Consider the following 25,468-nt stretch of genomic DNA (forward strand, 5'->3'; position numbering starts at 1 on the left):
AGGATACAGGTCGCAGAGACAAAGCGCGTAGCCACAATGGCAGCACAGGGTCCTTGTTCAGCCTTAACGGCCTCACAAGACGGCCAGCATCCCTCCATCCACATAAATGATTTGACCGTTCACATAGTCGGAAGCCCGTGAGGCCAGAAAGATGGCAGCGCCAGCCAGCTCTTCCGGCAAACCCCAACGGCCGGCCGGCGTTCGGCTCTTTACCCAGCCATCGAATTGCGGATTGCTCAACAGCGCTTCGTTCATATCAGTTGCCATATACCCGGGACCAATGGCATTGATCTGAATCCTGTGTGCAGCCCATTCAGCTGTCATCGCGCGTGTCAGCATTTTGATGCCGCCCTTGGAAACGGTGTAGGGCGCCACCGTCGCACGGGCGCATTCGCTGGTCAGCGAACCAATATTGATGATTTTTCCGCCCTTGCCACGTGCTATCATGCGTTTTGCCGCTTCACGCCCCACCAGAAAAGCACTGGTCAGATTGGTGTCGAGCACACGATGCCATTCGGCCACCGCCAGCTCGGTCAACGGTTTTCTAAGCTGAATGCCTGCATTGTTGATGAGTATGTCCACTTGCCTGTTCTGGCGATCCAGCGACTCAAAGGCGGCGACCACTGCATGTTCATCGGCCACATCGAAGGCCAGTGTGTCGGCAGCAAAGCCCCGGTCGGTGATTCGTTGTGCCGCCTGCTCAAGGCGATCTATGCGGGTGCCATTAAGGATGACATCGGCGCCATGTTCTGCCAGCGCCTGGGCAAAGGCAAATCCCAGCCCACGCGAAGAGCCGGTGACAAGCGCTGTCTTTCCATTTAAATTGAATAATTCAGACATGATTTTTTCTTCTCTACTCTTATAGTGATTCCGGGATGCTGACGCGAATGGTCAAGTCCTCCCGCTCGAATACGTCGTCGCGCAACTCCACGCCCAGGCCGGGTCCCTCCATCGGAAAGACATAGCCGTTTTCAATCCGCGGCACTGCGGTCACCAGTTCGTTGTACCAACCCTTGTAAAACGCGCGCACCGACTCCTGTATCAGCGTATTGGGCTGACTGAACGAACAATGCACAGCGGCCGCAAAGCCCACCGGCCCGATGCAATCGTGCGCAGCGAATGGCCGATGCCAGGTCTCGGCAAGCGCGGCTATTTTGCGGCCCTCTGTCAATCCACCACTCCAGCACAGGTCTACCATCACCACATGCATAGCATCACGCTCCAGCATATCCTTGTATGGATAACGGGAACCGAGGGTTTCGCTCGCACACACCCAGACCGGCGTAGATCTTGCATATTCGGCCAATGCCTGCGGTGAATTCATGCGAATGGGATCCTCATACCAGCGTGGCGCATACGGCTCTATGGCACGCGCGATTTCTTTGGCGGCGGGCAAATTCCACAAGGAATGAAACTCCACCATAATCTCCATTTTGTCACCGACCGCCTTGCGAATTTTTTCAAACGGTTCCAGTGATTTTTTCATTTGCCGGGCGTCAATGAACAAGCCTTTATTTTCAATGGCCGGTGGATCGAACGGCCAGATTTTCATGGCGGTGATGCCCTGTTCAAGCAGGTCCAGCGCCAGTTCATCTGCACGATTCATGAAACCGTCCAAATCTTCATAAGGACCTTGCACCTGTCCTTTATTGATCTGCCAGTTGGACACCGGCTTGATATTTTTTGCTCTTACATAGTTGTAGCCCGCACAGGTGTTGTACACCCGGATTTTGTCGTGGCATAGGCCGCCGAGCATTTGGTGCACAGGCTGATTACAAACTTTGCCAAACAGGTCCCAAAGCGCGATATCGATGGCCGAAGCCGCCCGGTATTCCGCGCCGGTCGAGGACTGCGCCATGGGCAGGTTCAGCATTTCCTTATGCAAGGCCTCAATATGCAATGGATTTTGCCCCAGCAAACGAATGGCCAGGGTTTCATGAATGTGCGCCTCCACAGCGCCTGCGCCATAGAACGTTTCCCCCAGGCCCACCACACCGCTGTCGGTATGAATGCGCACCCAGATGACGTTGAAAAACTCCTGAGTACGCAGCGTTTCAATTTTGGTGATTTTCATAAGGATCGATGACCATTGAATCTATTTACACTGGCATGCAAATCGTTTTCCGCACGCTCGATAATTTCCAGCACAGCTCGTTCCGCCCGCTCAGGATTGCGCGCAGCAATAGCCGAAAGCAGCGCTTCGTGCAAAGGCTGGGAACGGGCTGGTCCGTCCGGCACCTGTATGCACAGATCAAAGCTGACTTGAAGAATCGCATTAATCGCCTGCTGCATTTGACGCAAGAACTGGTTATGACAAGCATCCAGAATGGCGCCATGGAAAGCCAGATCTGCCGGCACATACTCGCCCTTGCCATTAATTGCATGTGTCATGGCGTCCAGATGGTGACGCATGGCTGCAAGATCTTCTGCGCTGGCCCGTTGCGCCGCATACCGAACGGCCGCAGGCTCAATCACGCGCCGCAGCTCCATCAGATCGGCAATGTACTTTTCATCGACCATGCCCGTGCTGGCTCGCCAGACAACAACCTTGGGATCGAAAAGCTGCCAGTTCTCTGGGGATTGCACCAGGGTGCCAGTACGGCGACGCACCGACACCAGGCCGCGTGCGCTAAGTGACTTGACCGCTTCCCGTACGACAATGCGGCTTACACCCAGCAGCTCGCACAGGTCCGGCTCCGGCGGCAGCACTGTCCCGGCGGGGTATATCCCAGTGCAGATATCTGCGCCCAGGCGGTTCAGAACGTCATCGTGTATTGTTTGTCTAGGTATCATGATCACAATCATAATACGTATGATGATTGAAATACATAGTAATTACCCTGATTCAAGGGGGATGCCTGTCCACGGGTGATACTGTTGCGATAGACGTCACGCACAAAGGGCTGTCGGGTGAATCTGTCGGTTTATTTTGAACGCATCGGGAATACTCGCGCAGGGACTGGCAAGGCCCGCTTGATGCAGGAGCGTCAATGCCGGCAAGCGCCTGTTGGGGCTTGCGCCAGCCTGAAGCATTCAATACAGCGTATCGCGCTGCCGTTGCGGCAGCTCCCGATCATATTTTTCCCCGTCGATCTGCGCGTGAGTCAGGCCCGCCAAAATTGCGCCCGCTGTTGGTACGTTCAACTGGTCTCGTTCCGGCGCAGGATTCCACAAACCAGAGCGCTGGATAGCACGGGCACACTGAAAAAAGGCCCGCTCTACTTTCATGACAATGACGCATTGCGGCGGCTTGTCGCGCATGGCCAGGCGCTCCAACAACGGCGGCGTGACGCTGATGTGTGCAGTACCGTTAACGCGCAGCATTTCCCCCATGCCGGGAACCAGAAACAGGACAGCCAAACGCGGATCGGTGAGCAAATTGCGCAGGCTATCGATGCGATTGTTACCCCGCCTTTCAGGCAGCAACAGCGTTCGCTCGTCTTCAATCTGGACAAAACCGGCGGGATCGCCACGCGGTGAAACATCCAGACCCTCCGGGCCGCTGGTGGCCAAAATGGCAAATGGAGAGGCCTCGATCAGCGGCCGGTACAATGGATGTATATGGTCCACTTCCTTTTTCAGTGACGCGGCGCCGGGCGTACCAAACAAAGCGGTCAGTTGTTCTATGGTGCCAATGTGGTGGGGATCATGAGAGGGCATCGGCAGGTTCTCCAGAAAAACAATATGCAAAAGGAAACAAAGGCCTACTATACTACGCCTTTATCACTACCTTCCTGTGACAGGAAACCGCGCAGTTCGTTATGCAGGCAAGACAGGAGCTGCCCGCATAAATAACAATTGAAATATAGCAGGCACTTGGAACAGTGCGGCCCTTCCACACTAGAAAAATACTCACCCGGTCTTTGCCATGCTGTATGCAATTAATCCGATAAGGCGTATCCTTTGCAGTGTATCGCCGGCGGCGGCGATCATCTTCAAGGAGACTCTCATGAACAAAGCACTACTGTCCTGCATATTGGCCCTGGCCGGTGTGGGATTTGTCGGCAGCGCAGCCCTGGCGGCCGAACCACCGGTCAAAACAGAAAATGACATACTGGTCGACAGCAAAGGCATGACGTTATACACCTTTGACAAGGACAAAGAAACCCCGGGGAAAAGTGCATGCTCGGGCCAATGCGCAGAGTACTGGCCACCGCTGATGGCCACCGCGGAAGATAAAAAATCCGGCGATTATGATGTGATCAAACGTGATGACGACCAATCACAATGGACATACAAGGGACAGCCGCTATACCTGTTCAAGAAAGATAGCAAACCCGGCGACATGACCGGCGATGGCGTCAAGGACGTCTGGCACGTCATCAAACCGTAGTCGTGATCTATGGATATCGGCAGCTGGTCAACCCAGCGCGGTATCCAGAAACATCATGACCGCAAACCCGGCCATCAGGCCGATGGTTGCAAAAGTCTGGTGGCCGTTGCGATGCGTTTCCGGTATGACCTCATGGGATACCACAAATATCATTGCACCTGCTGCCAGCCCAAGACTCATTGGATAGGCCACGGCCATACCGCTGGACATCCCCACCCCCACAATGGCGCCGAGCGGCTCCATCACGCCGGAAGCTGCGGCTAGCAAAACTGCCCGCCCTACCGGTATCCCGATAGCCCGCAGCGCAAGCGCCACGGCCAGGCCTTCCGGAATATCCTGAATGGCAATCGCCGCTGTCAGGGGCAGCCCAACCGACATATCGGATTTGGAAAAGCTGACACCAATGGCCATGCCCTCGGGCAAATTGTGCAAAACAATGGCCAGCACGAAGAGCCAGACGCCGTTAAGACGTTTGTACTCGGGCCCCTGCGTGCCCAACTCCTGATGCATATGCGGCGTGAAATAATCCAGCCCCAACATCAGCAGCACGCCAAAGGCCAATCCCAGCACGACTACTGACGATCCCAGCAGCGCACTGCCAGTAATCTCCTGGGCTGCCTCCAGCCCAGGCAGTAAAAGGGAAAAAGAACTGGCTGCGAGCATCATGCCGGCGGCAAACCCAAGCATCGTATCCTGAGTGCGAACCGGGATGCTGCGCAAGCCGAATGCAGCCAGCGCGCCCAGCGCGGTGGCGCCGAACCCGGCAAAACCGCCGATCAGCGCATAGTCAAAGGCGGTATCGTCAACCGACGTCACGGCACGATAGGTGCCGGTCAGCAACAGCACCAACAGGCATGCTCCCGCGATTAGCAGACCCGCTGTGACTCGCGGACTTTGACGGGCCTGCAGCATCCAGGCCTGCCATAAAGACTGCTGTGCGACATCATTCGTATTCATTTTTACCTTGATCCCTCGAAAATTGGATACAGACAATCAAACACATAGTAACAAAATGACATCTGCAATTTAAATTTATTGCAACGACAATATGCGAAACTCTAGCAATTACGAACGCACACTGACCGGAGACTGTCCCATGGCCACCAGACCACAATTCGACCACGCATGGAACACCTTTGCGCAGGTGAACAAACCAGTCAAAATGGTGGGCGAGATGATCGGCGGCAAGGTCAAATTCAATACCGACAGTCTGATTTTTCGTAATGCCTGCCCCATCCGCATGAGCTATGTGCTCAACCGCAGCGGCATCTCTATTCCGTCGAACGCAGCCGGCTACGCAGCCAGCAGTGGCGCCGATGGCCAATGGTACATGTACCGCGTTAACGACATGATCCGTTTTCTGGAAAGCACATTCGGCAAGGCGGACATTGTCATCAATGGCGCTCCCACACCAGCTCAACTGGCTGGTAAAAAAGGATTGCTTGTGGTCAAGGGCCATGGCTGGGATAATGCGGCAGGCCATGTCACACTCTGGAACGGCACGCAGTGCGCCGACTCCTGCCATTTGTATGCCGATCCGGACAACGGGACCTTTGTTCCGGAAAAAGCCTACCTGTGGGAATTGAAATGAACAGCAGACGATTCTTTGCAGCGATGCTTTGCACCATTGGCTTCATGACTGGGGGCGCGGCTCAGGCAACTGACGCTGCCAAGCCAGCCGGTGAGTTGCAATCGTTTACCCAACTGCCCCAACAAGCGCTGAAAAGCTACGATAATCAGGTCAAGCTGTTCAAATACTGGGCTTTGGCCCGTTGTGGCGCAACGCTAAGCAAACAGGCTGGCAGCGCGGCGCTCGAAGAAGACTGGAGCAACACCGCTGCAGCATATCTGGAGTACTCCACAGTCCCCCTAGAAGCCAATGAAGCTGCCCAGGCCCTTATTGAAAAATTTCTTAAGTCAACCACGCGCAGCGGCTCTACCGGCGGCAGCTATGAGTCGATGAAATGCATTGATCTGTTCAACAGCAGGGAACTGGATGCGCTCGCCGCTCAATATATAAAAAAATAATAGTTCATCCGAAACTTGGCTGCCTGCGGACCGGTTCTTGCGAGCACGGAATAGAGATGGTTGCCAAGTCCTGGCGTGAAATCTCGTCCCTTGCCGCTGACACGCCTGTCTTAATGCATCAGGCAGCGAGGATAAAGCTCACCCTACGCAAAAAATAGGCAAAAAATAGCGCATAAGGCGCATGACAGGCAGCAGCGCCCTCACGGGGACCACAGATCGTACCGCAGGCAAGCGGTTCAGATATTGACATGTCATCAGAGCACCTTGATGGCCAGTGCAACTGCCCCCTCAATCAATTTAACTTACACACACCTGTCATACTCGTCCTATATTCTTGCGGCTTTCCAACTTCATGCAGGAAGCACTCCATGACATTCCGATACCGTTTTTCGGCGCTGGCACTGGCGCTTGGTCTGGCCGCAGCCAGCAGCATCGCCCAGGCGCAGACCGAAATGCCCGCCGTTCTCGCAGGGCACGCCATATTGCCGGCCGACAGCACCATTGCGGCGCCGGATGATGCGCCGGAAGATCTTAAATCTGCTGGAAAATACACCACGCGCGGCCGCGTTGAACAACTGGCGTCCGTCATGGGCAAATCAAACGGTCGCGACACTGGCATCAGCCTGCCGATCTCGGGCCAGCCCCTGCAGGGCCACTCTGGCATTCAGGTAATGAAAGACGGCAGTGTCTGGATCCTGACCGATAACGGCTCGGGCAACAAAGCAAACTCGCCAGACTCCATGCTGTATCTGAATCAATACACCATCGATTGGAAGTCTGGTGATTTCAAGCATCTGAAATCTGTATTTTTGAGCGACCCTGACAAAAAAGTACCCTTTCGTATTGTGCATGAAGGTACGCCGCAACGCTATCTGACCGGTTCCGACTTTGATACGGAAAGCTTTCAGATTATCGACAACACGCTGTGGATAGGCGAAGAATTCGGTCCGTTTCTCATCAAGGCAGATCTTGACGGCAAAGTTCAGGCCGTCTTCGAAACAGAAGTTGACGGTCGTAAAATTCAATCTCCCGACAATTATCTGGTCGCCACACCCGGCGCGCCCAGGGAAAGCTACAAAGATGTCAATCTGAAACGCTCCAAGGGATTCGAAGGAATGGCTGCCTCGTCCGATGGCAAGTATCTCTATCCGCTGCTGGAAGGGCCGGTCTGGGATGAAGGCCAGAAAGCCTGGGAATCGGCAGATGGCAAGACCGTGCTGCGGGTCCTTGAATTTGATGTTGCTGCTGAAAAATGGACAGGCCGCTCCTGGTTATATCCTTTGGAGGCGGCGCACCACGCGATTGGCGACTTCAATATGATCGACGCCACTACGGGCCTGATCATCGAACGGGACAATGGTGAAGGCACACCAGACAAAGCATGCAAACAAGGCGAAAATCCGCAAGCGTGCTTTGCCGATCTGCCCAAATTCAAACGGGTTTACAAAGTCCAGTTCGGTCCTGAAAATGCAGGCAAGCCGGTACGCAAAGTCGCGTACATTGACCTGCTGAACATTGCCGATCCATCCAAAGTGGCGCGCAAACCCCTGACCGAAGGCGTGCTGCAGTTCCCGTTCTTTACCATCGAGAATGTAGATATTGTTGACGGCGAGCATATCGTTGTGGGCAACGATAACAATTTTCCATTTTCGTCCAGCCGAGAGCCCAACAAGCAGGATGACAATGAGCTCATCCTGCTGAAAACACCCGAACTGTTGCAAGCCAAATAACTGGTCCGATCCAGGCATAGCCAGGCCGGCCAACACGCACGAAGGCCGGCTTTTATGTGCCTGTCCTGGCGTTTTTCTACTAGAATGAAACAAAGTTCGTTCTATTTCAACTGAAACATCAGGAAATCACGATGCAAATACCGGAACACAGGATCATCATAGTCGGTGGTGGCGCGGGCGGCCTGGAACTGGCTGCCAAACTCGGACGCAAGTTCGGTCCTCGACACATCTTTCTGGTAGATGCAGGCGTGTTCCATATATGGAAGCCGTCGCTGCATGAAGTGGCATCGGGTACGCTGGATATTCACCGTGAAGGGCTGTCTTATGCCATGCTGGCAAAGGACCACGGATTCACTTTCGTACCTGGCGAAATGGACGGCATCGACCGGCAGGCTCGCAGCATTCACGTCAAAGCGGTCTACAACGAAGGGGAGGAAGTATTTGCAGCCAGAGACCTGCCTTATGACACCCTGGTGCTCGCCGTCGGCAGCCGCTCGAATTTTTTCAACACACCGGGCGCCGAACAATACGCTACCGCGCTGGACTCCACGGAACAGGCCGAAAAATTTCGCCTGAAATTTCTGCGCGAGCTGGTTGCCGCCGATCAGCGTAAAAAAACCGACCCCACCCACTCTCTGAATATTGCCATTGTCGGTGGCGGGGCAACCGGTGTGGAGCTGGCCGCAGAACTGCTGGAAGCAGGAAAGAATCTGGGATTCTATGGCATCAACGAACTGAATCCTGAAGAAGATATTCACATCACGCTGCTCGAAGGTAGCCCTCGCATACTCGCGGCCCTTCCCGAAAAAACATCGGCAGCAGCCACAAAACTGCTCAAGGAACGCGGCATCACCGTCAAGACATCAGTGCTGGTCGCGGCCGTGCAGGAAAAAAGCCTGACCGACTCCAACGACAACCGGTATCCGGCCGACCTGACGGTATGGGCGGCAGGCATCAAGGCGCCGGCCTTTCTGACGGAACTGGGCCTGGAAACCAACAAAATCAACCAGGTTATTGCCGATAAAACCCTGTGCACCAGCGACCCGGCGATCTATGCCATGGGCGATTGTGCCCAGGTCGAATGGGAACAGGGTCGCTATCTGCCTGCCCGGGCGCAAGTGGCCCACCAGCAGGCAGACTATCTGATTGGCGAACTGTCGGCCCGTATAAACGGCACGGCAAGCAGCGGCAAGCCGTTTGTGTTCAAGGATTACGGGTCGCTGGTCTCAATAGGTCATAACAAGGGCGTGGGCAGCCTGATGGGCGTGCTGACCGGCAAAAGCCTTTTTGTCGAAGGCTTGCTGGCACGCCTGATGTACATGAGCCTGCATTTGATGCATCACATGGCGATTCTGGGTATTGCCCGTACCGGCGCGGTCGCCCTGGGTCGCCTGCTGCTAAAACGCAGCTCACCCAAAGTCAAGCTGCATTAACTGTTTCGCACCAGCAGCCATAACCGCCGCTGCTTATACCGGGCGATAGGCCCGCTCCAGTATCGCGACCGCATCTGTGTAGATGGAGGCGCCGAACACACCTGCGCTTTCTTCGAAACGTGCGCGTACAAACGCTTCTGCCAGCCATGCAGGCGCATGCCGATAAAGCAATGTGGCTTGCACTAGCAGCACCAGGCGCTGCGTGATCGCGCGGGCCCTCGATTGCTGCACATCTCCCGACTCCGACAGCCATTGTTTCAGTTGTACCATCGCCTGCGACAACACCGGATCGGCACGACAATCGTCGGCAAGGTGTTCCAGCAACAGCGCCGCCCCATCAGGATCCCGCGAAAGCGCCCGCAAGACATCAAGGCACATCACATTGCCAGAGCCTTCCCAGATGGAATTGACGGGCGCTTCGCGCAGCAGTCGCGCCAGCGGCGCATCTTCGATGTAGCCATTGCCACCCCATACCTCCATGCATTCGGCAATGGCCGCGATACTGCGCTTGCAGACCCAGAACTTGGCCGCGGGCGCAACGATACGCAAAAATGCTTTCTGTATGGGGTCGTTCTGTTGTGTCACCGCATGAGCCAACGCCATGCCGAGCCACAGCGCAGCTTCGCTCTCAATGGCCAGGTCGCACAGCACAGCCTGCATCAGTGGCTGATCTGCCAGCCGTTTGCCAAATGCCATGCGATAGCGGGTATGATGCATGGCCTGCACCAGCCCTTGGCGCAACAATCCGGCACTGCCAAGCACGCAATCGAGCCGCGTCTGATTGACCATGCGCAAGATGGTGGGAATGCCTGCCCCTTGCTCGCCTACCCGTAACGCCCACGCGCCATCAAAGGTCACTTCCGCGCTGGCGTTGGAACGGTTGCCCAGCTTGTTCTTCAGCCTCTGGATATGCACCGTATTCATGCTGCCATCCGGTCGCCAGCGCGGCAGATAAAAACAGCTCAGTTGCGCCTGTTCATAGGCCAGCACCAGATGCGCATCCGACATGGGAGAGGAAAAAAACCATTTGTGCCCATGCAATTCATAGACCGGCTCTGAGTGACCGATGGCCACGGCACGTGTGGTATTGCTGCGCACATCGGACCCACCCTGCCTCTCGGTCATTCCCATACCGATCATCATGCTGCGCTTTTGCGAGATGGGGGCATTGGCACCATCATAATCACGACTGTACAGCAAGGGTGCCAGTTGTCCGAACAAAGGCTGATCCTGCAACGCCGCAACGGCGGCAAAGGTCATGGTGACCGGACACAGGCTGCCGGCTTCGGTTTGCGCATGCAAATAAAACAGCGCCGCGCGCCGCACATGCTGGTCGTCCTGCCATGCGGCAGAATGCACACCCATGTCGAACAGCATCGCCAGCAGGGAATGCCAGGCGGGATCGAAGGTGACCACATCCTGTCGCTCGCCGGTGCGGGTAAAGATGGCCGCTTGCGGCCCGTTTATATTGGCAAGCTGCGCCAGCTGCAAAACATGCTTTGAACCCAGGCGCTCGCCATAGCTCTGGCACGCTTGTTTCGCGTCTGCTGCAGAGAACGCATCCAGCGCCTCGCGCAGCGCCGGATCACAATTGAATAGGTTATAGTCTTCAAGATCCGGAACCTGATTATCCGGCGTTATGAATGTCGTGGTAACCATGTGAACCTCCGTTAGCTAGTGGATCACAATACACAGCCTGCTTGTCACTGCTGTCACGGCCTGATATCGTGGCGTGATAATGTGGCCTGTTATTACGTTCTGGTAACATGGCCTATTGTCACGACTCGCTAATGTGGTCTGATATCGCGCAACAGCCAGAGGCCGGGTGCAAGATGCACCAGCAGATTTACTGTAGCACACCTGGTCACCGCAGGGAATACGCCAAGGTCAGCCCCCCTTGGCCAGCCTTTCAATAATGGGGCAATCAGGCCTGTTGTCACCATGGCAATGATCCGCCAGATAGGCCAGCTCATTGCGTATGGAACGCAATTTGGCAATATCGTCATCCAGCTCGTCAATATACTGGCGCGCCAGTTGCCGCACATCGGCGCTGTGTCGCGAGGTATCCTCCCACAGGCCGATCAGGGTTTTAATGCGTTCAAGTGAAAATCCCAGCTCGCGTGCCCGCCGAATAAAGGCGAGCATGCGCTGATCCTGAACCGTATATTGCCGGTAACCCGCATCGCTGCGGTTGACTGCATTTATCAAGCCGATTTTTTCATAATAGCGAATCATCTTGGCGCTCACACCGGTGGCAGCCGACACTTCTCCGATATTCATTGCATTCTCCCTGATCATCTTCACTCAGGCGGCAAAACGGCGCAGCCGCAATGCATTGGTAACCACGAACACACTGGAAAGCGCCATGGCGCCCGCGGCAAATATGGGCGACAACAGCACCCCATTGAAGGGATACAGCACACCTGCGGCGACCGGGATCAACGCCGCATTGTAAGCAAACGCCCAGAACAGGTTCTGCCGGATATTGCGCATGGTCGCCCGCGACATGGCAATCGCGTCAGACACATGAGTCAGGTCGCCAGACATCAGCACCACATCGGCCGACTCCATCGCAATATCGGTCCCTGACCCGATGGCGATCCCAACGTCGGCAACCGCCAGTGCAGGCGCATCGTTAATGCCGTCCCCCACAAAGGCGACCGGCCCGTGGGCTTGCTGCAGCCGCCTGACCGTATCGGCCTTGGCGTCGGGCATGACCTCTGCTATCACCTCATCGATATTCAACTGTCGCGCAATCGCCTGTGCCGTACGCTGGTTGTCACCACTGACCATGACCACCTTGAGCCCCTGTTCATGCAAGGCCGCAATCGCTTCAGGCGTCGTCTCGCGAATACTGTCGGCAACCGTGATGACGGCAGCCAGTTTGTCGTCGATCGCAACATAAAGTGGCGTCTTGCCCTCATCGGCCAGCTTGCTGGCAATTGACGAAAAGACCGCCGGATCCAGCTTGTGCTGTGTCATCAGCCGGTCCGAACCGATCAGAATCTGTTTTGCATTGACCTGGGCGCGAAGGCCAAGCCCGGTCAGGGACTCAAAATTGTGGACCGGCGCGATGGGCAAGTTCTGTTTCTCTGCAGCGGCGACAATGGCGCGTGCAATAGGATGCTCGGAACGGCTTTCGGCAGCAGCCACCAATGCCAGTACGTAGTCACGATCAAAACCGTCGGCCACGGTCAGATCGGCCAGCTCGGGATAACCACGAGTCAGCGTGCCGGTTTTATCGACCGCAACCACCCGCACATCCATCAATGTTTGCAGCGCTTCGCCCTGTCGGAACAAAATACCCAGTTGCGCTGCGCGACCCGTACCCACCATGATAGAGGTGGGCGTTGCCAGGCCCATCGCGCAAGGGCAGGCAATGATCAGCACGGCGACCGCATTGACCAGGGCAAAACCCAGCGCCGGTTGCGGTCCGAATACCAGCCATATCGCAAATGTGATCAACGCAATCAACATGACCGCCGGAACAAACCACATGGTAATGCGATCGACCATGGTCTGGATCGGCAGTTTTGCGCCCTGCGCCTGTTCAACCATGCGGATAATCTGCGAGAGCACGGTATCTGCACCGACACCGGTGGCGCGCAAATTCAATGTCCCCTTCTGGTTCACTGTGCCCGCCACAACAGTCGCGCCAGGCGTTTTTTCAACCGGCATCGGCTCGCCGCTGATCATGGACTCGTCTACAAAACTATTGCCATCGGTCACTTGCCCGTCAACCGGAATGCGCTCGCCAGGACGCAGCTCAACCAGATCACCCACCACCACCTCTTCGATGGCAATTTCACTCACCTGTTCACCGCGCCGTACCCTAGCCGTTTTTGCCCGCAGTCCGGCCAACCGTCTGATGGCTTCCGATGTATTGCCCTTGGCCCGCGCCTCAAGATAACGCCCAAGCAGCACCAGCGCGACAATCACCGCCGCCGCTTCGTAGTAAACATTCACGGTGCCGCTGGGCAGCCAGGCAGGAACGAATGTGGCCACCACCGAATACAGATAGGCAGCGGTCGTGCCCACGGCGACCAGAGAGTTCATATCTGGCGTCAAGCGCAGCAGAGCCGGTATCCCTTTGACGAAGAAACGACGTCCCGGGCCCGCCAGAACAGCGCTGGTCAGGATAAATTGCAGATACCAGCTGTTCTGCGTGCCAATGGTTTCTGCCACAAAATGGTGGAATGCCGGTACTGCGTGAGCGCCCATTTCAAGGATAAACACCGGCAGCGCCAGTAGCACGGCCAACAGCAGATCACGCTTGAGTGCAAGCCTGTCGGCCTCGCGCCGGACTGCTTCAGTATTGCTGCTTTGCGCAGGATTGCTGACCACCTGGGCCTCATAGCCGGCGCGCACCACGGCCTGGGTCAGCAAAGTGCTGTCTAGGTCCAGCGGCGCACGCACCTGCGCCCTTTCAGTAGCCAGGTTGACACTGGCTGACTGTACGCCCTGCACGGCAGACAGGGCGTTCTCAACATGCCGCACGCAGGAAGCGCAGGTCATGCCGGCCACCGACAATTCTATCAGCCGGCTTTCATTATCTGCCCTGGGGGCAGGATGGCCCGCCACACCGCGGGATAGGGTTGTAGAGCTCATGATTAGCGTCCTTTCGAAGAAAAACCGCCGCTTGTGGTACATTTGGGTCGATAGTGGCATCGCCCAGGCCAGCGCGGCACGGGTCTGTCAACGCGGTCAGCCGGGCAATATTGACAGCGCAAACAGTTTATAATCTTCACTGTAAAGCTTACCATGATGGGAAGGTCAAGCGTCTGATGCTCATGTCGATCTCAGGGTCAAATTCGGCCCGAGACCCTTCTGGCAGACAATCATAACGTCCATATGGCGCCAGCCCGGCAATATGGGTAAACTGACGCCTTCCCTACTTTTACCGGACGTTGCCGACATGGATCTGCCTAATCACCAACTTACCATGACTGTCTTGATGACGCCTGACATGGCCAATTTTTCGGGCAATGTCCACGGCGGCACCATTCTGAAGCTGCTTGACCAGGCCGCGTACGCCTGTGCCAGCCGATATGCCGGCCGCTATGTCGTCACGCTGTCGGTCGATCAGGTCATGTTTCGCCAGCCTATCCACGTTGGGGAACTGGTCACTTTTCTGGCTTCAGTGAACTACACTGGTAACACTTCAATGGAAATCGGCATCAAGGTGGTGACCGAAAATATCCGCAGCAAGCAAATTCGCCACGCCAATAGCTGTTTTTTTACCATGGTCGCCGTTGATGACAATGGCAATCCCGTTCAGATTCCGGCGCTGACCCCCGACAATGGTCTGGATCGTTGCCGTTATGAAGCGGCAAAAATGCGGCGTTCGCTGCGCCAGGAACTAGAAGCGCGCTATGGGGAAATCCGGGCAACTGCCGGCGCCTGAGAAAATAATGAAATATATCAATAATTTAGCTTGACATGTTCATAAAGGACTGCTAATATAGCAGGCTACCATGACGTATTTGTATTGGTAATTTAAACAGTAGTCTTTGAACAAGTAGCATTTTTTGCAAATTATTTTTGGCAATCAATCCGTTGTTACTAGTCATTTGAAATACCAGTCGTTTGAAATTCGGGCGGCCTGCAAACAATAACCTGTGTATAAAAACCGGGCACAACTCAGCAGGCAACAACCCCACCGGTACCGCAATTTCAATGCTGGCATTTACGCGACCTGTAATCCTGATGCCAGATTCATACTGAATAATTATTCTTACTAAGTTTGCGGGTCTTTCTCACGACACCGCAACGCGAGACAGAACTCCATATCGTCATTGTTATATTGCTTGTGTCATCAGCCCCGCTATACCAATTGCGGCTATCACCACAGGCAGACCCTTAACAAATTGATGCGCCTGCATTCTCATACTTACAACGATCGCCGGCGCAATCATGATTCTGCAATAAATATCGGCTACGCTATGCATAGCTGAACCGGATTGTCTCCGGCGCAGAAAATCAAAAACAATAATCTCATAATAAAGGAAACTACAATGAAATTACTAACACGCTTCCGCCAGGAATTTGGCACACAGAACAATAACAACAATCAGCAGCATCCTGCTGTCAATACACCGGTCAAACCTACCGGTTTCAAGTTGGGTATAGCAATGAACCAGCCTCAATTTCGCATGCACTCTGAAAAATAAACGCTGCGGGTGCCGCTCACCGCGGCGCCAGCAGTTGATCTGAAACTCAAAACCCGCTGCCGGTAATCAAACCGGACAGCGGGTTTTTTAAGGACTGCCGTCTTTACAGCGACAAGGCTTATTTAACCGCGTACAGGTACAGCTCTACGCGGCGGTTCTGGGCCCGGCCCTGCGCTGTCGCATTGTCTGCGACCGGATCGTTGGGACCACGACCTTCAATGCTCATGCGGCTGGTATTGACGCCTTTGCCGCCCAGATAATTCACCACGCTTTGCGCACGATTCACAGAAAGCTGTTGATTGAATGCCATTTTGCCGGTGCTGTCGGTATGGCCGACAGATTTAAGACGCAGCTGCTGGCTTTCATTCATTGATTGGGCCAGGGCATCAAGAACAGGGAACAGCGCAGGCTTCAGATCATACTTCGCCGTATCGAAGGTTGCGCCTTCGGGAATATTGACTTTGAGGCTGCCGTCAGGCATTTTGGTGGTGGAAATGCCCAGCTCTTTGCCGCCGGCATCATTCACGCGACCTACGATGCGGTCCCAGTTATAGCCAACAATGGCGCCACCGATAGCACCAATACCGGCGCCGATACCCGCGCTTTTGGAAGAATCCCCTATCAGTGCGCCCAGACCGGCACCCAATGCGGCGCCAACGCCAGTACCTGCTGCCGTATTGCCGCCTTGCGTAGCACATCCGGCCAGCAGTGCGCCAGCTACCAGTACTGCCGCGATTCGAGTTTGACGAATAATCATTGACTTCTCCTTGTTGGATTTGTTTGCTGTACTAAAAAATCTGAATAACCAGGTTGAAAATCAGCCACACCACATATCCTGAGCCACATTCAGGCCGGGCCGCAGCCCGGATGAATTCTGTCTTATGACAGTCGCAATTATCACGGTCTGCCACGGAAACAGGCTCGAAAGACTGTGATAACCTTGATGGTGTCAATACAATAACCGAGCAATGGCCAAAGCGCAAGTGATCATCGGAGCGTTGTTATATCCGGGCACACCCTTTGATGCAGCAGCATCACCAGCTTGCAATCGGGCTGGGTGGCCAGGCGAAAAGTGATCTGTTCAAATTGTCGGATACCCAATTGCGGGTGATTGAATTCCCTTAAGCCGCCTTCGCGCTCAACGACCACCTGGCGCGCCCACCAATGGCTGAACACAGGACTGCCGGCCAGCAGCTCATCAATCAGGCCGGAGGTCTCGCCGTCATCCAGATACGCGCCGATATCTGCGCGAAACTCCGCCACAACCCGGTTGGCGCGGATTTCCCAGTCCACGACAATGTCGGGCGCCTGTGCATCCAGGAAAATAAAACGCAGCAGATTGGGATGCGCCTGCGCACTCATCCATCCGGCAAACACCTGGTCCAGCGCAGCGTTAAACGCCAGTACATCCCAGTGCCGATCCAGAATGTATGCCGGCGCATTGATGCTATCCACACAAGCCTGCAGCGACGCAGTTGGCGCCGATACGACAGCGCTGTCGTGATCCGGATCACTGACATCGGCCAGCTCAAACAGATAAGTACGTTCTGCCCTGGTCATTTGCAATACGGTAGCCAGCCGCGCCCATACGGTGGCTGACACCGATACATCGCGCCCCTGCTCAATCCAGGTGTACCAGGTAACGCTGATGTCGCAAAGCTGCGCTACTTCTTCGCGACGCAGGCCGGGGGTACGGCGGCGCTGACCACCGGCAATACCGGCCTGTTGCGGAGTCACACGATCACGAACGCTGCGTACGAACGTACCCAGTGCCTGCTTGCGAAATGCTCCGTGTTTGTCGGCCATACCACTCCTGCCAAGTGATGCGTTCAGCGCTGTGTTTATCCCAGTACGCTCATGAGCGAACGACGAGCCTCATCTTCAGGCAAACCACTGCGCGCAATATAGTCCTGCAACTGGTCCTGACCGATCGTACCCACATTGAAATAGCTGGAATCTGGATGGCTCAGATAAAACCCCGACACACTGGATGCCGGGTACATGGCCATGCCATCGGTCAGAAACATGCCGATATCTTCGGTCTGCAAGACGTTGAACATATCGACTTTCACCCGATGCTCGGGGCAAGCGGGATAGCCCGGCGCAGGACGGATGCCCTGATATTTTTCATCAATGAGTGCCTGATTATCCAGGCTCTCATTCGCGACATAACCCCATAGATCGCGACGTACCCTGGCATGCATGCATTCGGCAAAACCTTCGGCAAAACGGTCGGCCAGGGCCTTGAGCAGAATCGACGAGTAGTCGTCCATATCCGCTTCAAAGCGTTGCTCGTGCTTCTCAATGCCAATACCGCCGGTAACGGCAAACAGACCGATATAGTCCTTCACCCCGGTTTCCTTGGGCGCGATATAGTCGGCAAGGCACTTGTTGGCCACGCCTTGACGCTTGGCATTTTGTTGCCGCAGGTTGCGCCACGTGAACAGCACCTGCTCACGCGATTCATCGGCATAAACTTCGATATCTTCATGGTTGACGCTATTGGCTGGGTAGAACGCAATAACACCGCCCGCACTCAGCCAGCGCTGCTCCACCACTTTTTTGAGCATCGCCTGCGCATCCTCGAACAGTTTACGCGCCTGCTCCCCCACCACTTTGTCATCCAGGATCTTCGGATACTGACCGAACAGACTCCAGGTCTGGAAAAACGGCGTCCAGTCGATGAACGGCACGATTTGCGCCAGATCGAAATTTTTGAATTCCCGACGGCCCAGAAACTTCGGACGCGTCGGCGTGTAGCTGCTCCAGTCGATGACCGGGGCGCCCTTGCGAGCCTCGTCCAGCGGAATGATAGGCGTGGCCTTGCGATTGGCGTGGCGCTCACGCACCAGTTCATACTCCTCGCGCACCTGGGCCAGATAGCTGTCGACCTGATCGGAGACCAGATTGGTGGCCACGCCCACCGAACGGCTGGCATCGGGCACATAAATGACAGGACCGTCATAGTGCGGCGCGATCTTGACCGCCGTGTGCACCCGGCTGGTAGTCGCCCCGCCGATCAGCAATGGAATCTTGTTGTCACGAAAATAAGGGTCGCGCTGCATCTCGGATGCCACATAGGCCATCTCTTCCAGGCTCGGCGTGATCAGGCCGGACAGCCCCACAATATCGGCCTTTTCCTCTTTGGCCTTGGCAAGGATCTGTGCGCACGGCACCATGACCCCCATATTGACGACCTCGAAGTTATTACACTGCAACACCACGGTGACGATATTCTTACCGATATCGTGCACGTCGCCTTTTACCGTCGCAATGACGACCTTGCCTTTGGCTCGCACATCGCCACCGGCCGCTTCGATCTGGCGTTTCTCCTCTTCAATGAAAGGAATCAGGTGCGCCACGGCGTGCTTCATGACCCGAGCAGACTTGACCACCTGAGGCAGGAACATCTTGCCCGCGCCAAACAGATCGCCCACCACGTTCATGCCGTCCATCAGCGGGCCTTCAATCACCTCGATGGGACGCCCGCCACGATCGGCAATCTTTTGCCGCACCTCTTCGGTGTCTTCAACAATGAACTGGGTAATCCCGTGCACCAGCGCATGCGACAGGCGTTTTTCCACTTCCTGTTCGCGCCACGTCAGATCAGCTTCTTTTTTCGTCCCGCTGCCTTTGACTTCATCTGCGTACTCCACCAGACGCTCGGTCGGCGTGCGCTCGTCTGCAGTATCGGTTTTGCCCACCGGCTCCTGACGATCCAGTATCACATCCTCGACCAGATCGCGCGTCTTCGGATCCATATCCGCGTATACACCGAGCATGCCGGCGTTCACGATCCCCATGGTCATGCCTTCCTGAATGGCGTAATACAGGAATACGGTATGAATCGCTTCGCGCATGGCTTCGTTCCCACGGAACGAAAAACTGACATTGGAGACGCCGCCGGAGATACGGGCGTGCGGCAGATTGTCATGAATCCAGCGGGTGCCTTCAATAAAGTCTACGGCGTAATGATTGTGTTCCTCAATCCCGGTGGCCACTGCAAACACATTGGGATCGAAAATAATATCTTCCGGCGGGAAATCCAGTTCATCCACCAGCAAGTGATAGGCTTTGCCACAAATGTCTTTGCGACGCTGCAGCGTATCGGCCTGGCCTTCTTCGTCAAAGGCCATGACCACCACGGCCGCACCATATTTTCGACACAGGCGGGCATGCGCCAGAAACGGCTCCACGCCTTCCTTCATGGAAATCGAGTTGACGATCGGCTTGCCCTGAACACACTTGAGGCCCTCTTCAATCACTTCCCACTTGGAACTGTCGATCATGATCGGTACCCGGGCAATGTCGGGTTCGGAAGCGATCAGATTCAGAAAGCGGCGCATATTCGCTTTCGAATCGAGCATGGCCTCATCCATGTTGATGTCGATGATCTGTGCGCCGTTTTCTACCTGCTGGCGCGCCACCGTCAGCGCTTCATCGAATTTCTCGTCGCGGATCAGGCGCAGGAACATCTTGCTGCCGGTCACGTTGGTGCGTTCGCCCACGTTCACAAACAGCGATTCATCATCAATATTCAGGGCCTCCAGGCCAGACAGACGGGTCTTGACCGGCACATCGGGCACTGTGCGCGCCGGCAACTGCTGCACCTTTTGGACAATGGCGGCAATATGCTCGGGCGTCGTACCACAACAGCCGCCAACCATATTGACGAACCCCGCGTTAGCAAACTCCTCCAGCAAACTCGAGGTATCGTCCGGCGTTTCATCGAATCCGGTGTCGCTCATGGGATTGGGCAGACCGGCGTTGGGATACACGCAAAGCCAGGTATCACAGATCTTGGACAGTTCAGCAATATAGGGGCGCATCAGGGCGGCACCCAGGGCACAGTTCAGGCCGATGGTCACCGGTCGGGCATGCCGCACCGAATTCCAGAAGGCTTCCACCGTCTGGCCTGACAGAATACGCCCGGATGCGTCAGTGACCGTGCCAGACACCATCACCGGCAGACGAATCCCGCGCTGCTCAAACACCGTTTCCACCGCAAAGATTGCCGCCTTGGCGTTCAGGGTATCGAAAATGGTCTCGATCAGCACAATATCGATACCGCCATCGAGCAGGCCGCCAAGCTGTTCTTCATAGGCCGCCTGCAATTGCTCGAAGGTAATATTGCGCGCCCCCGGATCATTCACATCCGGTGAAATGGAGGCCGTTTTGGGTTGCGGGCCGAGCGCGCCGGCGACAAAACGCGGATGATCGGGCGTGCTGTAGGCATCACAGGCGGTGCGTGCAAGCCGGGCCGATTGCACATTCAGTTCGTAGGCCAGACCGGGCAGATCGTAATCGCCCTGGGCGACCGAGGTTGCGCCAAACGTGTTGGTTTCGATGACATCGGCCCCGGCCTTCAGGTACTGCTCATGGATTTGGCTGATGACATCAGGACGCACCAGAGACAGCAGCTCATTATTGCCTTTGACATCCTGGTGATGTTCAGCGAAACGCTCGCCGCGAAAATCGGCCTCGGTCAGCTTATAGCGCTGAATCATGGTTCCCATGGCCCCGTCCAGCACCAGGATCCGCCCTTTTTGCAGTTCCTGCACAAAACGGGCACCAGAGGTATAGGATTCGACGGGATAAGGCAAGGCAGGATAAGACACGTTCAGGCTCAATCTAATTAGTTGAATTTAATGCAAAATTGTAGCGGATTTGCAACCGTTCTACCGGCAAACCCCTGCAATTGGCAGGCAAATAGCGGCTACAGGCCGTCCAAATGGACTGACAACTGTCATGATCTGTACCAATCAATTACAATCGCGCATTCAAGGTGCATTCACCGTGCAGTGCATGGAGTGAATGGTAAACGGGAAACAGAACGCGCAACATGGCGCGCCAACCTGTGCTGCCCCCGCAACGGTAATCAGGCTTTCGGCCTGCAGCCCGACATCGGCCTTGAAACTGCCGCTGCTCTGTTTATCCAGACAGTATTTATTCGAACCTGATGTGCGGGGTCGCGCATCTTTACCGGTATGCCCATATGAAGTTCTCTCTTACCCCCATGGCACTTGCCCTGGCGGTGCTGCCCACAGCCGTCGTGGCTCAAACCTCCGACGCCGCCTCCCACGATTCTCCGGTCACCCGTCTTGAAACGATTGTTGCCACACCGGCACGCGCCAATCAGGCGCTTTCCGATGTGTATGGCGATGTCAGCGTTATCACAAGCGAAACGTTGCGCAATGCAGGCGCGACATCCCTGACCGAATTACTTGCCCGCCAGCCGCAAATACAAACCTATCAACTCGGTGGCCCACAAACGCTGTCGGGGCTTTTCGTGCGTGGCGCCGGCCCCCAGCAGACGCTGGTGATGGTTGATGGTCAGCGCATCAATGACCCGGCAACCGGCAGTACTTACCTGAGCGCCATGGATCCGACCACCATCGAACGTGTGGAGATCGTGCGCGGGGCAGCCAGCAGCCTGTATGGCTCTGACGCCATGGGCGGGGTCATCAACATTATTACGCGCAGCGATGGCCAGGACAAACCACTCAGTGTGTTCGGCAACATCGGCGTGGGTACCCATAGCCTGTTCAAGGCCAGCGTGGGCGTCTCCGGCGCCAGCAACGGTTGGGACTATCGCCTGGCGGGCAGCTATGCCAGTAGCGATGGCTTTAATGCCACCCGTGAAAAGCTGGGCGCACTGACCTACAATCCGGATCGTGACGGCTACGAGCAGGCGTCGTTATCCGGTGCGCTGGGCTATACCTGGAAACCCGGCAACCGCCTGGGTATTTCTTTCTACAACGGCTACACTCATGGCGACTTCGATAGCGGCGCCTACGATACCAATACCTTTGGCATCATGCGCCAGCAATCGGTCGCCGTTACCAGCAATAACCAGCTCACAGACTGGTGGGAAAGCGTGCTGCAGGTCAGCGTGAACCGTAATGTGTATGACTCGCGCGCCTCATATGGCGATTCGGTGCTCGGCAGCATACAGCGCACCTACTCCTGGCAGAACAATTTTTCCATCAACCGTCAGAACAAGCTGTCACTGGTGCTGGAACGCAAGGATGAAAGCATCTTTGGCACCACCACCTACGAGCAGGACAAACGTCATACCAATGCAATCGGGCTGATTTACCGTGGCGACTTTAATCGTCATCACATTCAGGCCAGCCTGCGCAACGACAATGTCTCCGGCTACGACAGCAAAACAACGGGTAGCCTGGGCTACGATTTCGATATCACGCCAGAATGGTCTGTCGGGCTGGCGGGCAATACCGGCTATCGCGTTCCCACCTTTGCCGATCTGTACACACCGCTGAGCTTTGGCTACCAGGGCAATCCGAATCTGAAACCGGAAACCTCACGCAACATTGAATTGCGCACCACGTGGCGAACCGAGTCCAGCACCTTGTCGGTCAATGCCTGGCAGACTCGTTATCGCGATCTGATCAATGGCTACGTCTGTGACGAAATGTTCAACTGCACCGCCGAAAACGTCGACAGAGCCACGGTTCGCGGCGTTTCCGTGAATGCCGAACACCGTTTTGACAATACGCGTATCTACGCGGGCGCAGATTTCATGAACCCAAAAGATGATGAGAGCGGCAAACGGCTGATCCGCCGTGCCAGACAAGTCTATAGAATCGGGGCGAGCCATACTTTCGGGCAGGCGACACTGGGCGCAGACTTCACCCATACCGGGGCCCGCTATGACGACAAGAACAACACACGGGCAAAACGACTTGGCAGCTATGGCGTGCTGAACCTGCATGCCAGCTACGCCTTCAGCAAGAACCTGGAAGCCCAGGTGTACTGGAACAACGCGTTGAACAAGAAATATGAGACCTCATATGGCTATAACTCCGCCGGTTCCAATGTGTTCTTGAATCTCGCGTTCCGGATGTAAGCCATGTCCTGCCGCAAGCGCCCCCCTTTCCTGTCTATGACCGTTGCTATAAAAGGAACAATGCTTGCGGCACTCGTATGTTCGTTCACCCTGGCTGCTCCTGCGGCAACGGCGACAGAAAAAAAAGCGGTCAGCTTATCGCCACACCTGACAGAACTTGTCTATGCTGCGGGTGCCGGCGACCATTTGCTGGGCGTCTCCGCAGGCAGTAACTACCCGCCCGCTGTCGGCGCCTTGCCGCAGGTGGGCAGTGGCGTTGCCCCCAATGTAGAACGGATCGCGCTTCTTCAGCCTGATGTTATTCTGGCCTGGGGCTATAAAAACAGCAAAGACCTGTACCCGGCCTTGCGCAAACTGAATATACCCATGCATTATCAGGCGCCAGCCAGCCTGGATGACATCATTGACGATATCGAGGAACTGGGTACGCTGTTCGGCACCCGGGCAACCGCCGGTAACACCGCGCGGGAACTACGCGAGATTCTCAATGCCATGCGCCAGCGCTACCAAAATGCAGCGAAAATAAAAACCTTCGTTCTGGTCAGCCAGGAGCCGCTCTATACGCTGGGCGCACGTTCGTTTGTTATTGATGCCCTGCACGCCTGCGGCGCCGAATCGGCCTTTGAAACCTTGTCAACGCCTGCGCCGATTGTCAGCCGGGAACAACTGCTGCTCGCACATCCGCAGGCCGTTCTCTTTGCCGCAAAAAACATCAGTGCCCAAAGCGACACCATTGGTCGCTATTTTTCTTCAATGGGCCTGCCGCTACAGGCCGACCAACTGCTGGGCATGGACCCGGATATAGTCTTTCGCCCTGCGGACAGACTGATCCGCAAGCTGCCCGAGTTGTGCAGCGATATTGACCGGATCAGGCGTCGCCTTGCTCCAGCTGCTTCTGGATCGCCTTTGCCGCCACCACGCCATCTGCCATCGATGTCACCACGCAAGGATGCTGCCGGTGCGTAACTTCGCCGATCGCGTAAATGCCCGGCAGATTGGTTTGCGTCGTTTTAAAATCGGTACGCACATATCCGAGTTCATCACAATCGAGACCCAGATCCTGCATGCCCTGCAAACGGGCACGAAAACCGTAAAGCACCAGCACGACATCGTAGGTCCGGCCATTGATCTGGCGGGCCGCGGGATCGAAGGTGTAGGCACCAATGGTGATGTCCGATTCATTGAGAAACTTCATCCAGTGGCGCTGGCACCGTAGCGTGCGCGCATAGATATGCACAGACTTGGCCCCCCGTTCTTTCAGAAACAGGGCGTTTTCAAAGGCATTGTCGCCTCCGCCCAGAATGGCCACATCCTTGAGGGCAAATTCATAATTGGCCACATGCTTGCCTGGGCCTACAAGGACATCATCATAGTGATCACGCTCCCACTCCGGCGGTTTCCTGGGCTCTACCCCACTTGCAATCACAACATAGCGTGCATGCAACGGCAGGTCTGCACCGAAATACACCTTGAAATGCTCATGCCCCTGGCCCGCTTGCTCGCGTTCGATACGCGTTACATGTGAATTGAGCAGCACCGGCACGCGGGCGCTGTCCAGGCTCAGTTTGATTCTGGCGGCCACCTCTTCGCCCGTCAATCCGGGCGCCGTCACATTCCAGGTATCCTCGAACGGATTGCTGGCGCTCAAACCACCGGCGCGCCCATTGGACTCGATGATCAAGGGAGAGAACCCCATATGGGCCAGCCACACCGCACAGGAAGCGCCCGCCGGGCCTGCGCCAATCACAATGGCATCATAGACAGCCTGCTGCATTTTCAGGAAAAATCCTCGTTTAATCATGAATTTATCTAAACAAACCGTATTGTACCCCCGGCTGCTATCCTAAAACACTACAATAGCGTCCTGAATAAAAACCGGACTTTTCCGGTGCCTTTTACCGATT

The 25,468-nt window shown here is 55.6% G+C and carries 21 protein-coding genes and 1 riboswitch; of the genes, 9 read left to right on the top strand and 12 right to left on the bottom strand.

Features of this window, described 5'->3' with window-relative positions; all coding sequences use genetic code 11:
• Nucleotides 1-72 precede the first annotated feature (72 nt).
• The 4 genes from ACTIKR_RS07610 to ACTIKR_RS07625 form a co-directional block, all read right to left on the bottom strand.
• Entirely contained in the window at nucleotides 73-840 is a 768-nt protein-coding gene (locus ACTIKR_RS07610) for an SDR family oxidoreductase (protein ID WP_442327526.1), read from the bottom strand.
• Nucleotides 841-859: 19 nt separating this feature from the next.
• Complete coding sequence (locus ACTIKR_RS07615; RefSeq protein ID WP_193090310.1) at nucleotides 860-2,074, bottom strand: mandelate racemase/muconate lactonizing enzyme family protein; 1,215 nt, start codon at nucleotides 2,072-2,074, stop codon at nucleotides 860-862.
• Nucleotides 2,071-2,793 carry a FadR/GntR family transcriptional regulator gene (locus ACTIKR_RS07620; RefSeq protein WP_442327527.1) on the bottom strand — a complete coding sequence of 241 codons (723 nt, stop codon included), beginning with the start codon at nucleotides 2,791-2,793 and terminating at the stop codon, nucleotides 2,071-2,073. Before ACTIKR_RS07620 ends, ACTIKR_RS07615 begins: the two co-directional genes overlap by 4 nt.
• A 240-nt stretch (nucleotides 2,794-3,033) precedes the next feature.
• Nucleotides 3,034-3,660, bottom strand: a complete 627-nt coding sequence (locus ACTIKR_RS07625; RefSeq protein WP_442327528.1) for a pyridoxamine 5'-phosphate oxidase family protein — start codon at nucleotides 3,658-3,660, stop codon at nucleotides 3,034-3,036.
• A gap of 289 nt (nucleotides 3,661-3,949) precedes the next feature.
• Here ACTIKR_RS07625 and ACTIKR_RS07630 point away from each other — a divergent pair, with 289 nt between their 5' ends.
• The gene (locus ACTIKR_RS07630; RefSeq protein ID WP_442327529.1) at nucleotides 3,950-4,333 is read left to right on the top strand and encodes a COG4315 family predicted lipoprotein; all 384 of its coding nucleotides are present in this window, start codon (nucleotides 3,950-3,952) and stop codon (nucleotides 4,331-4,333) included.
• 27 nt (nucleotides 4,334-4,360) lie between these two features.
• Here ACTIKR_RS07630 and ACTIKR_RS07635 read toward each other — a convergent pair whose 3' ends face one another.
• Nucleotides 4,361-5,290, bottom strand: a complete 930-nt coding sequence (locus tag ACTIKR_RS07635; protein WP_442327530.1) for a ZIP family metal transporter — start codon at nucleotides 5,288-5,290, stop codon at nucleotides 4,361-4,363.
• A 91-nt stretch (nucleotides 5,291-5,381) separates the two neighbouring features.
• Between ACTIKR_RS07635 and ACTIKR_RS07640 the strand changes: the two genes are divergently transcribed.
• The 4 genes from ACTIKR_RS07640 (at nucleotide 5,382) to ACTIKR_RS07655 (ending at nucleotide 9,524) form a co-directional block, all read left to right on the top strand.
• Complete coding sequence (locus ACTIKR_RS07640; protein ID WP_442327531.1) at nucleotides 5,382-5,924, top strand: type VI secretion system amidase effector protein Tae4; 543 nt, start codon at nucleotides 5,382-5,384, stop codon at nucleotides 5,922-5,924.
• Nucleotides 5,921-6,361 carry a T6SS amidase immunity protein Tai4 family protein gene (locus ACTIKR_RS07645; protein WP_442327532.1) on the top strand — a complete coding sequence of 147 codons (441 nt, stop codon included), beginning with the start codon at nucleotides 5,921-5,923 and terminating at the stop codon, nucleotides 6,359-6,361. Before ACTIKR_RS07640 ends, ACTIKR_RS07645 begins: the two co-directional genes overlap by 4 nt.
• A gap of 368 nt (nucleotides 6,362-6,729) precedes the next feature.
• Nucleotides 6,730-8,091 carry an esterase-like activity of phytase family protein gene (locus ACTIKR_RS07650; protein ID WP_442327533.1) on the top strand — a complete coding sequence of 454 codons (1,362 nt, stop codon included), beginning with the start codon at nucleotides 6,730-6,732 and terminating at the stop codon, nucleotides 8,089-8,091.
• Between the two features lie 131 nt (nucleotides 8,092-8,222).
• Nucleotides 8,223-9,524, top strand: a complete 1,302-nt coding sequence (locus tag ACTIKR_RS07655; RefSeq protein WP_193090318.1) for an NAD(P)/FAD-dependent oxidoreductase — start codon at nucleotides 8,223-8,225, stop codon at nucleotides 9,522-9,524.
• A gap of 33 nt (nucleotides 9,525-9,557) precedes the next feature.
• Here ACTIKR_RS07655 and ACTIKR_RS07660 read toward each other — a convergent pair whose 3' ends face one another.
• From ACTIKR_RS07660 to ACTIKR_RS07670, 3 genes are all read right to left on the bottom strand, one after another.
• A complete protein-coding gene (locus ACTIKR_RS07660; protein ID WP_442327534.1) occupies nucleotides 9,558-11,183 on the bottom strand; it encodes an acyl-CoA dehydrogenase family protein in 1,626 nt (541 codons plus the stop codon).
• A gap of 228 nt (nucleotides 11,184-11,411) precedes the next feature.
• Nucleotides 11,412-11,804 carry a Cu(I)-responsive transcriptional regulator gene (gene cueR, locus ACTIKR_RS07665; RefSeq protein WP_442327535.1) on the bottom strand — a complete coding sequence of 131 codons (393 nt, stop codon included), beginning with the start codon at nucleotides 11,802-11,804 and terminating at the stop codon, nucleotides 11,412-11,414.
• Nucleotides 11,805-11,828: 24 nt separating this feature from the next.
• Nucleotides 11,829-14,132 carry a heavy metal translocating P-type ATPase gene (locus ACTIKR_RS07670; protein ID WP_442327536.1) on the bottom strand — a complete coding sequence of 768 codons (2,304 nt, stop codon included), beginning with the start codon at nucleotides 14,130-14,132 and terminating at the stop codon, nucleotides 11,829-11,831.
• 307 nt (nucleotides 14,133-14,439) lie between these two features.
• Between ACTIKR_RS07670 and ACTIKR_RS07675 the strand changes: the two genes are divergently transcribed.
• Together ACTIKR_RS07675 and ACTIKR_RS07680 are read left to right on the top strand one after the other, a co-directional pair.
• Entirely contained in the window at nucleotides 14,440-14,928 is a 489-nt protein-coding gene (locus tag ACTIKR_RS07675) for an acyl-CoA thioesterase (protein WP_193090322.1), read from the top strand.
• Nucleotides 14,929-15,538: 610 nt separating this feature from the next.
• On the top strand, nucleotides 15,539-15,694 hold the full coding sequence (locus tag ACTIKR_RS07680) for a hypothetical protein (protein WP_193090323.1): 156 nt from the start codon (nucleotides 15,539-15,541) through the stop codon (nucleotides 15,692-15,694).
• 118 nt (nucleotides 15,695-15,812) lie between these two features.
• On the opposite strand, the gene ACTIKR_RS07685 is transcribed toward ACTIKR_RS07680, so the two are convergent.
• From ACTIKR_RS07685 to metH, 3 genes are all read right to left on the bottom strand, one after another.
• On the bottom strand, nucleotides 15,813-16,451 hold the full coding sequence (locus ACTIKR_RS07685) for an OmpA family protein (RefSeq protein WP_193090324.1): 639 nt from the start codon (nucleotides 16,449-16,451) through the stop codon (nucleotides 15,813-15,815).
• A 230-nt stretch (nucleotides 16,452-16,681) separates the two neighbouring features.
• A complete protein-coding gene (locus ACTIKR_RS07690) occupies nucleotides 16,682-17,500 on the bottom strand; it encodes a helix-turn-helix transcriptional regulator (protein ID WP_442327537.1) in 819 nt (272 codons plus the stop codon).
• Nucleotides 17,501-17,535: 35 nt separating this feature from the next.
• Nucleotides 17,536-21,312, bottom strand: coding sequence for a methionine synthase (gene metH / locus ACTIKR_RS07695; RefSeq protein WP_442327538.1), 3,777 nt, complete (start codon nucleotides 21,310-21,312; stop codon nucleotides 17,536-17,538).
• A gap of 148 nt (nucleotides 21,313-21,460) precedes the next feature.
• Nucleotides 21,461-21,621: riboswitch (cobalamin riboswitch) on the top strand.
• 68 nt (nucleotides 21,622-21,689) lie between these two features.
• Between metH and ACTIKR_RS07700 the strand changes: the two genes are divergently transcribed.
• The gene (locus ACTIKR_RS07700) at nucleotides 21,690-23,564 is read left to right on the top strand and encodes a TonB-dependent receptor domain-containing protein (RefSeq protein ID WP_442327539.1); all 1,875 of its coding nucleotides are present in this window, start codon (nucleotides 21,690-21,692) and stop codon (nucleotides 23,562-23,564) included.
• Nucleotides 23,565-23,624: 60 nt separating this feature from the next.
• The gene (locus ACTIKR_RS07705) at nucleotides 23,625-24,530 is read left to right on the top strand and encodes a helical backbone metal receptor (protein ID WP_442327540.1); all 906 of its coding nucleotides are present in this window, start codon (nucleotides 23,625-23,627) and stop codon (nucleotides 24,528-24,530) included.
• Here the strand turns inward: ACTIKR_RS07705 and ACTIKR_RS07710 are convergent.
• A complete protein-coding gene (locus tag ACTIKR_RS07710; protein ID WP_226817285.1) occupies nucleotides 24,433-25,365 on the bottom strand; it encodes an NAD(P)/FAD-dependent oxidoreductase in 933 nt (310 codons plus the stop codon). The genes ACTIKR_RS07705 and ACTIKR_RS07710 overlap by 98 nt on opposite strands.
• Nucleotides 25,366-25,468: the final 103 nt, after the last annotated feature.

Origin of the sequence: Advenella sp., from assembly GCF_052108595.1 — a bacterium.
In the GTDB taxonomy this organism is placed as follows: domain Bacteria; phylum Pseudomonadota; class Gammaproteobacteria; order Burkholderiales; family Burkholderiaceae_B; genus Advenella.

Coding starts and splice junctions, on each gene's coding strand:
- ACTIKR_RS07645 (WP_442327532.1), top strand. CDS start 5,921: ATGAACAGCAGACGATTCTTTGCAGCGATGCTTTGCACCATTGGCTTC.
- ACTIKR_RS07620 (WP_442327527.1), bottom strand. CDS start 2,793: ATGATACCTAGACAAACAATACACGATGACGTTCTGAACCGCCTGGGC.
- cueR (WP_442327535.1), bottom strand. CDS start 11,804: ATGAATATCGGAGAAGTGTCGGCTGCCACCGGTGTGAGCGCCAAGATG.
- ACTIKR_RS07655 (WP_193090318.1), top strand. CDS start 8,223: ATGCAAATACCGGAACACAGGATCATCATAGTCGGTGGTGGCGCGGGC.
- ACTIKR_RS07660 (WP_442327534.1), bottom strand. CDS start 11,183: ATGGTTACCACGACATTCATAACGCCGGATAATCAGGTTCCGGATCTT.
- ACTIKR_RS07615 (WP_193090310.1), bottom strand. CDS start 2,074: ATGAAAATCACCAAAATTGAAACGCTGCGTACTCAGGAGTTTTTCAAC.
- ACTIKR_RS07685 (WP_193090324.1), bottom strand. CDS start 16,451: ATGATTATTCGTCAAACTCGAATCGCGGCAGTACTGGTAGCTGGCGCA.
- ACTIKR_RS07680 (WP_193090323.1), top strand. CDS start 15,539: ATGAAATTACTAACACGCTTCCGCCAGGAATTTGGCACACAGAACAAT.
- ACTIKR_RS07710 (WP_226817285.1), bottom strand. CDS start 25,365: ATGATTAAACGAGGATTTTTCCTGAAAATGCAGCAGGCTGTCTATGAT.
- ACTIKR_RS07705 (WP_442327540.1), top strand. CDS start 23,625: ATGCTTGCGGCACTCGTATGTTCGTTCACCCTGGCTGCTCCTGCGGCA.
- ACTIKR_RS07630 (WP_442327529.1), top strand. CDS start 3,950: ATGAACAAAGCACTACTGTCCTGCATATTGGCCCTGGCCGGTGTGGGA.
- ACTIKR_RS07610 (WP_442327526.1), bottom strand. CDS start 840: ATGTCTGAATTATTCAATTTAAATGGAAAGACAGCGCTTGTCACCGGC.
- ACTIKR_RS07625 (WP_442327528.1), bottom strand. CDS start 3,660: ATGCCCTCTCATGATCCCCACCACATTGGCACCATAGAACAACTGACC.
- ACTIKR_RS07650 (WP_442327533.1), top strand. CDS start 6,730: ATGACATTCCGATACCGTTTTTCGGCGCTGGCACTGGCGCTTGGTCTG.
- ACTIKR_RS07700 (WP_442327539.1), top strand. CDS start 21,690: ATGAAGTTCTCTCTTACCCCCATGGCACTTGCCCTGGCGGTGCTGCCC.
- ACTIKR_RS07635 (WP_442327530.1), bottom strand. CDS start 5,290: ATGAATACGAATGATGTCGCACAGCAGTCTTTATGGCAGGCCTGGATG.
- ACTIKR_RS07675 (WP_193090322.1), top strand. CDS start 14,440: ATGGATCTGCCTAATCACCAACTTACCATGACTGTCTTGATGACGCCT.
- ACTIKR_RS07640 (WP_442327531.1), top strand. CDS start 5,382: ATGCGAAACTCTAGCAATTACGAACGCACACTGACCGGAGACTGTCCC.
- ACTIKR_RS07690 (WP_442327537.1), bottom strand. CDS start 17,500: ATGGCCGACAAACACGGAGCATTTCGCAAGCAGGCACTGGGTACGTTC.
- ACTIKR_RS07670 (WP_442327536.1), bottom strand. CDS start 14,132: ATGAGCTCTACAACCCTATCCCGCGGTGTGGCGGGCCATCCTGCCCCC.